7 protein-coding genes are annotated in these 9,236 nt (G+C 71.6%); 6 read left to right on the forward strand and 1 reads right to left on the reverse strand.

Translation table 11 applies throughout. The features are described from left to right. Window positions 1-93: 93 nt before the first annotated feature. The 5 genes from ACFWBB_RS37560 to ACFWBB_RS37580 all read left to right on the forward strand — a co-directional run bounded on the left by ACFWBB_RS37560 (window position 94) and on the right by ACFWBB_RS37580 (window position 6,527). Window positions 94-1,290 carry a helix-hairpin-helix domain-containing protein gene (locus ACFWBB_RS37560; protein ID WP_385282149.1) on the forward strand — a complete coding sequence of 399 codons (1,197 nt, stop codon included), beginning with the start codon at window positions 94-96 and terminating at the stop codon, window positions 1,288-1,290. Further along, entirely contained in the window at window positions 1,287-4,151 is a 2,865-nt protein-coding gene (locus ACFWBB_RS37565) for a ComEC/Rec2 family competence protein (protein ID WP_385282152.1), read from the forward strand. Before ACFWBB_RS37560 ends, ACFWBB_RS37565 begins: the two co-directional genes overlap by 4 nt. Window positions 4,152-4,249: 98 nt before the next feature. Beyond that, window positions 4,250-4,495, forward strand: coding sequence for a hypothetical protein (locus ACFWBB_RS37570; protein WP_385282155.1), 246 nt, complete (start codon window positions 4,250-4,252; stop codon window positions 4,493-4,495). A 509-nt stretch (window positions 4,496-5,004) separates the two neighbouring features. Further along, entirely contained in the window at window positions 5,005-5,994 is a 990-nt protein-coding gene (gene holA, locus ACFWBB_RS37575) for a DNA polymerase III subunit delta (RefSeq protein WP_385282158.1), read from the forward strand. 137 nt (window positions 5,995-6,131) lie between these two features. After that, a complete protein-coding gene (locus ACFWBB_RS37580) occupies window positions 6,132-6,527 on the forward strand; it encodes a nuclear transport factor 2 family protein (protein WP_385282161.1) in 396 nt (131 codons plus the stop codon). Between the two features lie 264 nt (window positions 6,528-6,791). Here the strand turns inward: ACFWBB_RS37580 and rpsT are convergent, their stop codons facing one another. Next, window positions 6,792-7,058, reverse strand: coding sequence for a 30S ribosomal protein S20 (gene rpsT / locus ACFWBB_RS37585; RefSeq protein ID WP_020127768.1), 267 nt, complete (start codon window positions 7,056-7,058; stop codon window positions 6,792-6,794). A gap of 271 nt (window positions 7,059-7,329) precedes the next feature. Between rpsT and lepA the strand changes: the two genes are divergently transcribed. Further along, window positions 7,330-9,198: a translation elongation factor 4 gene (gene lepA, locus ACFWBB_RS37590; RefSeq protein WP_385282164.1), complete on the forward strand. Its 1,869-nt coding sequence runs from the start codon at window positions 7,330-7,332 to the stop codon at window positions 9,196-9,198. The last annotated feature ends 38 nt before the right edge of the window (window positions 9,199-9,236 follow it).

The following is a 9,236-nucleotide window of genomic DNA, read 5'->3' on the forward strand; positions in this document are numbered from 1 at the left end:
CCTGCGAGTGGTGGAGTTGTCCACAACCGGGTGGTGATCCACGGAAATTGAGCAAGATCAACGCGATATGACGAAGTGTCCGATCCTCGTCGCATGGCACTTCGATCACGCTCACGCAGCAGTAACGCGACCAGTGGCCCCGGCCGGGACCCCGGCTCCGACGGCCGTTCCCACCGTATCCGTCCACCTGGCGGCAGCCGCATCGGACGACGGACCGGACACCGGAACGCACGCCCGCCCGGACACCGTCATGCCACGGCGGAGGAGATCCGTCGCCGGGCGAAGGTGCTGTTCTCCGAACGGGACCGGGATCCGGGGGAGATGGGGATGGGGCCGCCGGGTGCTCTGGCGAGGCCTGACGGGCCGACGGGCGGCATGCCCGGCAAGCCCGATACGCCTGGCAGGCATGGCAAGCCCGGCGACAGGAATGAGCGGTACGTCCATGCCGATGTCGACGTCTGTGCCGGTGCCGGTGCCGACGCCGAGGGCGAGGGTGAAATCGACGGCGAGCAAGCTCGTGAGCGGAGTGCCCCCTCTGCCGTACAAGCTTGGCAGGAGCGGGCGGGGCTTGCTCTGCGGGAGCGGATGCCGGTGTGGTTGCAGACGCGCTGCGGACTGGAACGCAGGAGTGTGCTCGCGCTCACCGTGCTGCTCGTCCTCGCCGCCGCCTTCGCCGTGCAGCACTTCTGGGTCGGCCGGGCCCAGCCGGTGCGGGCACCCGAGGTGGTCCGCGCCGCCGCACCCTACGACGCGGGCGAGCTGAACTCGGCTGCCGGGCCAGCCACTTCCGGCGCGTCCACCGTCCCGACGGGCACCGGAAGCACGGCCGGGGCCGAGATCGTGGTGGATGTGAGCGGCAAGGTGAGGAAGCCCGGGATCCACCGCCTCCCGGCCGGTTCCCGGGTGGCCGACGCATTGGGGGCGGCCGGCGGGGTGCGACCGGGCACCGACACCGACGGTCTCAACCGCGCGCGCTTCCTCGTCGACGGGGAGCAGGTCGTCGTCGGCGCTCCCGTCCCGCAGGCCGGGACCGCCGGCCCGGGAGCGGGTGCACAAGCGGCGGGTTCCGGCGGTGCCGGCCCGGGCGCCGGTCCCCAGGCCCCGGTCTCCCTCAACACGGCCACGGTGGACCAGCTCGACACGCTGCCCGGCGTGGGACCCGTGTTGGCGCAGCACATCATCGACTACCGCACCCAGCACGGCGGTTTCCGATCGGTGGACGAACTGCGCGAGGTCAACGGCATCGGCGAGCGGCGCTTCGCCGACCTGCGGAACCTCGTGCGGCCATGAGGAGCGAAGACGCCGAGGTCGTCCGTGCGCGGCCCGCACCCGGATCGCCCGCCCGCCGAGCCGTGCACGCGGCCTCCGGGAAGCGGCTGGGCGCCGCCAACCCGCGTCAGGAAGGGCCGGTGGATCTACGGCTCGTGCCGCCTGCGCTCGCGGCCTGGGCGACGGCGGCACTGACGTTGGACGCGTCTCCAGGGTGGGTGGTCGGCCTCGTGACCGCATGTCTGCTGGCCGCCGGCGCCCTTTTGATCGCGAGGCGTCGGGAAGCGGGACGCGGTGCGGGGCCTGGCGAGGGAGGCGGGGAGAACCGTGGGGAGGGCCGTGGGACGGGCCGTGGGGAGGGTTTTGGAGAGGGTCGTTGGGAGATCCGCCGAGGGGGCCGCAGGGGACGTTCTGGAGAGGGCCGTGGGACGGGCCGTGGGGAGGGTTCTGGAGAGGGCCGTGGGGAGATCCGTGGCGCTGGTGGCGGCGGCCACTTGTCTCGCCGGGCTTGGGGCCTGCGCCCGGTCCGCCGCCCGGTCGGCGCTGTCTGGCCCCGCGTCACCGTCGCCGCCTCGTTGCTCTGCGTGGCCGCGGCTGCCGCGTCGGCCGGGCTGCACGGGGCCGATCTGCGCCGGGGGCCGGTGCCGGAGCTGGCGCGGGAGTACACGACCGTGACGGCCGAGGTCGAGATCACCTCCGACCCACGACTCACCCGGCCCCGAGTCAGAGGGGACCATGTGACGCCGGATTCCGTCCTGATCGACGCCGAGGTGCGCAGTGTCGAGGGGACGGCACGGACCGCCGTGGCGACGCGGGCCCCGGTGCTGATGCTGGTGGACGTCGGCTCGCACCGGGGCGCGGGTGGGACAAGGGCGGAAGCCGAGGGCCGTCAGGTGCCCGGTCGCCCGGTGCCTGGTCGTGCGTGGGGTTCCGGGGCGCGGGAGGGGTCTTCGTGGCTCGAACTGTTGCCGTCCACGCGGGTGCGGGTGACCGGGCGGCTGGTGCCCGCGCTGGCCGGTGGGGACCGGATCGCGGCCGTGCTGCGGGTGCGGGACCGTGCGGTGCCGTCGGTCGTGCGGGAACCTTCGGGCGCGCAGCGGTTGGCGGGACGGTTGCGGGCGGGGCTGCGCACGGCCACCGACGGACTCCCGGCGGACGCGAGGGCGCTGCTGCCGGGGCTGGTAGTGGGGGACACCTCGCGGATCACACCCGAACTGGACGAGGCGTTCAAGGCGACGGACCTGGCGCACACCCTCGCCGTCTCCGGCAGCAACCTCACGATCATCCTCGCCCTGCTCCTCGGCCCGCCGGGGCTGGCCCAGCACGTCGAGCGCCGCGGTCTGGCACCTCGCCTCGGCGTCCCGCTCCGGGCGACCGCGCTGCTCGGCGCTGTGCTCACGCTCGGGTTCGTGGTGGTGTGCAGGCCCGACCCGAGTGTGCTGCGCGCCGCGGCCTGCGGAGCGATCGTGCTCCTCGCCCTGGCGACCGGCCGCCGTAGATCCCTGATCCCGGCGCTGGCCACAGCGGTGCTGCTGTTGGTGCTGTACGACCCGTGGCTGGCCCGGAGTTACGGGTTCCTGCTGTCCGTGCTGGCCACCGGGGCCCTGCTGACGCTGGCACCACGTTGGAGTGCCGCGCTGCGACGGCGCCGGGTGCCCCCGCGGCTCGCGGAGGCGTTGGCGGCCGCGGGAGCCGCGCAGGCTCTGTGTGCGCCGGTCGTGGCCGTGCTGTCGGCGCGGGTCAGTCTGGTGGCGGTGCCCTGCAATCTCCTGGTGGAGTTCGCGGTCGCGCCGGCGACGGTGCTGGGCTTCACGGTGCTGGCGACGGCACCCGTGGCGATGCCGGTGGCCGAGGCGCTGGCGTGGTGCGCCAGTTGGCCGGCCGGGTGGATCGCCGGCGTGGCGCGGGCCGGGGCGGCTCTGCCCGGCGGGGGAGTGGACTGGCCGGGGGGTTGGGGCGGGGCGTCGTTGCTCGCTCTGGTCACGGGCGCGGTGGTGCTGCTGGGGCGACGGCTGTCGAGGTACCCGTGGCTGTGCGCGGTCTGCGGGGTCCTGCTTCTGCTCGTGGTGGTGCGACCGCCGCCGCTGACCCGGGTGCTCACGGGCTGGCCACCCCCGGGCTGGCGGCTTGCGATGTGTGACGTGGGGCAGGGCGACGCGACCGTCCTCGCGGCGGGCGGCGGCGCCGGCGTGGTGGTGGACGCGGGGCCGGATCCGGTACTGGTCGACCGGTGTCTGCGCGAGCTCGGTATCACCCGGGTGCCGCTCGTGGTGCTCACCCACTTCCACGCCGATCACGTGGCCGGGCTGCCGGGGGTGCTGCGGGGCCGGGCGGTGGGGGCGATCCAGACGACGGGGTTCGAGGAGCCCGTGGACCAGGTGGAGTTCGTGCGGAAGGAGGCGGCGGCGCGGAACGTGCCGGTGGTACGGGCCGGGGCAGGGGAGCGGCGGCGGATCGGCGCTCTCGACTGGGAGGTGCTGTGGCCGCCACCGGACCCGGCGCCGCGGCCGGAGGGGCCCAACGACGCGAGCGTGACGCTGCTCGTGCGGGTCGCCGGGCTGCGGATGCTGCTGCTCGGAGACCTCGAACCCCCGGCCCAGCGGGCGCTGTTGCGATCGTCGGCGGCACCGCTGGTGCGTGGGGTGGACGTGCTCAAGGTGGCCCATCACGGCTCGGCCTACCAGGATCCGGACCTCATACGGGCGGTGGCCCCGCGACTGGCGCTGATCTCGTGCGGCGCGGACAACCCGTACGGACATCCCGCGCCCAGCACGGTCGCGGCACTGCGCGCGGGAGGGGCGGAGGTGCTGCGGACGGACCGGGACGGAGCACTGGCGGTCACCACCGGCACGGGCGGGGAACTGCGCGTGACGCGTGAGTGAGGGCGGAGGAGGGCTGAGTGGGTTCTCGACCGACTGCCGGGCCGTCTGCCAGGTCTGCCGGGTCACCGCCTCCTGAGCGCGTGTCGGAAAATGGTCCCGTGAGTGATGTGAGACATGTGCTGGTGCTGCCCGATCGCGACGCTGCGGAAGAGGTGGCCCAGGAGTTCGGGGAGCGGTTCGGGGTACGCGAGGAGCCGAGGGTCGTCCGGGACGCGCTGGCGGGGGAGGACGACGCGGAGGACGCGCAGTGGCTCGTCCTGCTGCGAGACGAGGAGGAGCAGCTCGACGCGGCGGCGCTGGACGAGTTCGCAGGGGAGTGGGAGGGCTGGCGCGAGGAACCCTGAGGCATCGTCGCCCCGTGACCCATGGCCCCGTGGCCCTGTCCTTTCGCCCACGCGCGCCGTGCACCGTGGCTCGTGGCCCATGCCCCGTGGCCCTGGCCTCGTCGCCCCGCGCGCGCCGTGCACCGCGTGGTCCGTGGTCCAGCGCCCTGGTCGCCCCGTCGCCCATGGCCCTGTCCGCGTGCCCCGGTCGCCCCGTCGCCCATGGCCCTGTCCGCGCGCCCCGCGCGCCCCGTGCCCGTGGCTCGTGCTCGTGGTCCGCGGTCGCGGTCGGTGGCTCGTGGCCCGTCGCTCCGGGGTCGGCGGCTCGTCGCCCCCGGGCCCGTGGGCCCGACGGCCGTGCTGCGTCGGTGGAACCTGGCGTCGGTTGAACCGGGCGTCGGCGGCCCGGTAACCCGGCGGCGGTGCCCCGTCGACCGTCGGTGGCCGCGTGGCCCGGCGGCGCGTGGCCCGGCGGCGGTGCCCGGTGGACCGTCGTCGGGATGTCAGTGGCTCGTGGGATGCTTTCGGGGATGGCCAGGAAGACTGCGAATGACGATCCTCTCGCCCCGGTGACGCTTGCCGTGGGCCAGGAGGACCTGCTGCTCGACCGTGCCGTGCAGGAGGTGGTGGCCGCCGCCAGGGCCGCCGACGCCGACACGGACGTACGCGACCTGACTCCGGACCAGGTGCAGCCCGGCACGCTCGCCGAGCTGACCAGCCCGTCGCTCTTCGCTGAGCGCAAGGTCGTGGTCGTACGCAACGCGCATGACCTGTCCGCCGACACGGTCAAGGACGTCAAGGCGTACCTGGGGTCGCCCGCCGAGGAGATCACGCTCGTGCTGTTGCACGCGGGGGGCGTGAAGGGCAAGGGACTGCTGGACGCCGCGCGCAAGGCGGGGGCGCGGGAGGTGGCCTGTCCGAAGATGACCAAGCCGGCGGACCGGCTGGCCTTTGTGAAGCAGGAGTTCCGGGTGACCGGGCGGTCGGCCACGTCAGAGGCCTGTCAGTCGCTCGTCGACGCCATCGGCAGTGATCTGCGGGAGCTGGCGTCGGCGGTGTCCCAGCTGGTCGCCGACGTCGAGGGGACCATCGACGAGGCCGTCGTCGGGCGGTACTACACCGGGCGGGCCGAGGCCTCGAGCTTCACCGTCGCCGACCGGGCGGTGGAGGGGCGTGCCGCCGAGGCGCTGGAGGCGCTGCGCTGGTCGCTGGCGACCGGAGTCGCGCCCGTGCTGATCACCAGTGCGCTCGCCCAGGGAGTGCGGGCCATCGGCAAGCTGTCCTCGGCGCGCGGTGGCCGGCCGGCCGATCTCGCGCGGGAGCTGGGCATGCCGCCCTGGAAGATCGACCGGGTGCGCCAGCAGATGCGGGGCTGGACACCGGACGGGGTGGCGGTCGCGCTGCGGGCCGTGGCCGAGGCGGACGCGGGAGTCAAGGGCGGCGGCGACGATCCCGAGTACGCCCTCGAGAAGGCCGTCGTGGCCATCGCACGGGCGGCGCGATCCGGGGGACGCGGGTAGCCGCCGGCCGGGGGGAGGCGGGTAGCCCGCCCGCACCAAGTGCCTCCGGGGTGATCCAGTAGCCGTTCGCATGGTGCGGAGGAGAATCGGAGGTACCGGCCGCACATCGCCGACGCATGCGAAAGGTGGCGATCGACATGGCTGAACACCCGCACGCGGCTCTCGTCCGCAAGGGATACGAGGCCTTCACGCGCGGAGACATGGATGCCCTGCGCGGCATGATGACGGGGGACTGTACGCACCATGTGCCCGGTTCCCACATGCTCTCCGGGGATTTCAAGGGCCTCGACGCGGTCATCGACATGTACGGCAGGCTGTTCTCGGAGACGGGCGGGTCGTTGCGCGTCGACCTGCGCACCGTACTCGTCGACGGCCGGGGGCACGCTGTCTCCCTGCACCGCGTAACCGCCGACCGCAACGGCAAGCACATGGACGACAACGGGGGCATCGTCTTCCGGATCGTCGGCGACAAGATGAGCGACCTCGACGAGTGCGTCGAGGACATCGACGTGAGCAACGACTTCTGGTCGTGAGCGACGACCGCCTTGCCGTGATGGGCGAGCTCTGGCCATGATCGGCGACTTCGGTGGGTGACGATCGACGACGGAGGCCCCGGCTCCCGCCCTGGGGAAGGGCGGAAGCCGGGGCCTCCGGTTCAGATCGATCAAGCTGGTGAGCCCGTACCCGCGTGGCGAACGCAGGCCGCGTACAGGCTCGGGGGTGCCGGACGGGAGCGGATGAGAGAGGGCCCGCTGGACCCCTCCGGCGATCAGATCAGATCAGATCAGATAAGGGATTCAGCCCTTGAGGGTCTCGACCTTGGAAGCAAGCGCCGACTTCTTGTTGGCGGCCTGGTTCTTGTGGATGACGCCCTTCGAGACGGCCTTGTCGAGCTGACGCGCCGCAGCGCGCTGGTACTCGGTGGCCTTCTCGACGTCACCCGCGGCAGCGGCCTCGCGGGCCTTGCGGATCGCGGTCTTCAGGGAGGACTTGACGGCCTTGTTGCGCAGCCGAGCCTTCTCGTTGGTCTTGATCCGCTTGATCTGGGACTTGATGTTCGCCACGAATGAGCCTTTTCAGGTTCAGGCACGAGCCCTTACGGGTCCCGTACCGATGAGTTTCCGAGATGCCTCGAAGTCCTTCCGGGAAAGTGCTCTCCGAGAAGTTCTCCGAGGAGAAGGGCCTCGTGCTGAGAGGGCACGAGACACAGCTGCCCAGACTACCAGTGGCCCCGCGAGTGGCCCAAACCGGTCCCCGGTCGCCGCCCGTGGGACCATGGAGCCTACGTATCGATCCGACCCGAGGCACAAGGCGCCTCAAGAGACAGGACCCTGCGTGCCCGCGACCCCTAACAATGTGCCCGAGCCGAGCCGTACCGCCCCGGCTCTGATTCGCAATTTCTGCATCATCGCGCACATCGACCACGGCAAGTCCACGCTCGCCGACCGCATGCTGCAGCTGACCGGAGTGGTCGATCAGCGGCAGATGCGTGCTCAGTACCTCGACCGCATGGACATCGAGCGCGAGCGCGGCATCACGATCAAGTCCCAGGCCGTGCGCCTGCCCTGGGCCCCGAGTCAGGATCCGGGCAACACGCACATCCTCAACATGATCGACACCCCGGGGCACGTCGACTTCACCTACGAGGTCTCGCGGTCGCTCGCGGCCTGTGAGGGCACCGTCCTCCTCGTCGACGCCGCCCAGGGCATCGAGGCCCAGACCCTCGCCAACCTCTACCTGGCGATGGAGAACGACCTCAAGATCATCCCCGTACTGAACAAGATCGACCTTCCGGCCGCCCAGCCCGAGAAGTTCTCCGAGGAGCTCGCCAACCTCATCGGCTGCGACCCCGCGGACGTGCTCAGGGTCTCCGCCAAGACCGGCCTGGGCGTCGAGGCGCTGCTGGACCGGGTCGTCGCCGAGGTCCCCGCCCCGGTCGGCGTCCAGGACGCCCCCGCGCGCGCCATGATCTTCGACTCGGTGTACGACTCCTACCGCGGTGTCGTGACGTACGTGCGTGTCATCGACGGCCAGCTCAACAAGCGCGAGCGCATCCGGATGATGTCCACCGGCGCGACCCACGAGCTGCTGGAGATCGGTGTCTCGGCCCCCGAGATGAAGTCGGCCGACGGCCTCGGCGTCGGTGAGGTCGGCTATCTGATCACCGGTGTGAAGGACGTCCGGCAGTCCAAGGTCGGTGACACCATCACCACCCTGCACAAGGGCGCGACCGAGGCCCTCGGCGGGTACAAGGACCCCAAGCCGATGGTGTTCTCGGGCCTGTACCCCCTCGACGGTTCGGACTACCCGGAGCTGCGCGACGCGCTCGACAAGCTCCAGCTCAACGACGCCGCGCTGGTCTACGAGCCGGAGACCTCCGCCGCCCTCGGCTTCGGCTTCCGCGTCGGCTTCCTCGGCCTGCTGCACCTCGACGTGATCCGTGAGCGGCTGGAGCGCGAGTTCGGGCTCGATCTCATCGCCACCGCGCCCAACGTGGTCTACCGCGTCGTCATGGAGGACGGTGCCGAGCACACGGTCACGAACCCGAGCGAGTTCCCCGAGGGGAAGATCGACGACGTGTACGAGCCCGTCGTACGCGCCACGATCCTCGCGCCCTCCGAGTTCATCGGGTCGATCATGGAGCTGTGCCAGACCCGGCGCGGCACCCTGCTCGGCATGGACTACCTCTCGGAGGACCGGGTCGAGATCCGTTACACGCTCCCGCTCGCGGAGATCGTCTTCGACTTTTTCGACCAGCTGAAGTCCAAGACGCGCGGCTACGCCTCCCTGGACTACGAGCCCACCGGCGAGCAGGCCTCCAGCCTGGTCAAGGTCGACATCCTGCTGCACGGCGACAAGGTGGACGCCTTCTCTGCGGTCACCCACAAGGACGCGGCGTACGCGTACGGTGTGCGGCTCGTCGCCAAGCTGCGCGAGCTCATCCCGCGGCAGGCCTTCGAGGTGCCGATCCAGGCCGCCATCGGCTCCCGGGTGATCGCCCGCGAGACGATCCGCGCCATCCGCAAGGACGTCCTCGCCAAGTGCTACGGCGGTGACATCTCCCGGAAGCGGAAGCTGCTGGAGAAGCAGAAGGAAGGCAAGAAGCGGATGAAGATGGTGGGTTCCGTGGAGGTTCCGCAGGAGGCCTTCATCGCCGTTCTGAGCAGCGACGAGAACGCGGGATCCGGCAAGGGCAAGAAGTAGCCACGGCGGAGGCCGGTATTCAGGGCGTACCCGGGGCC

The sequence above is a fragment of the Streptomyces sp. NPDC060000 genome (assembly GCF_042737375.1).
In the GTDB taxonomy this organism is placed as follows: Bacteria; Actinomycetota; Actinomycetes; order Streptomycetales; family Streptomycetaceae; genus Streptomyces.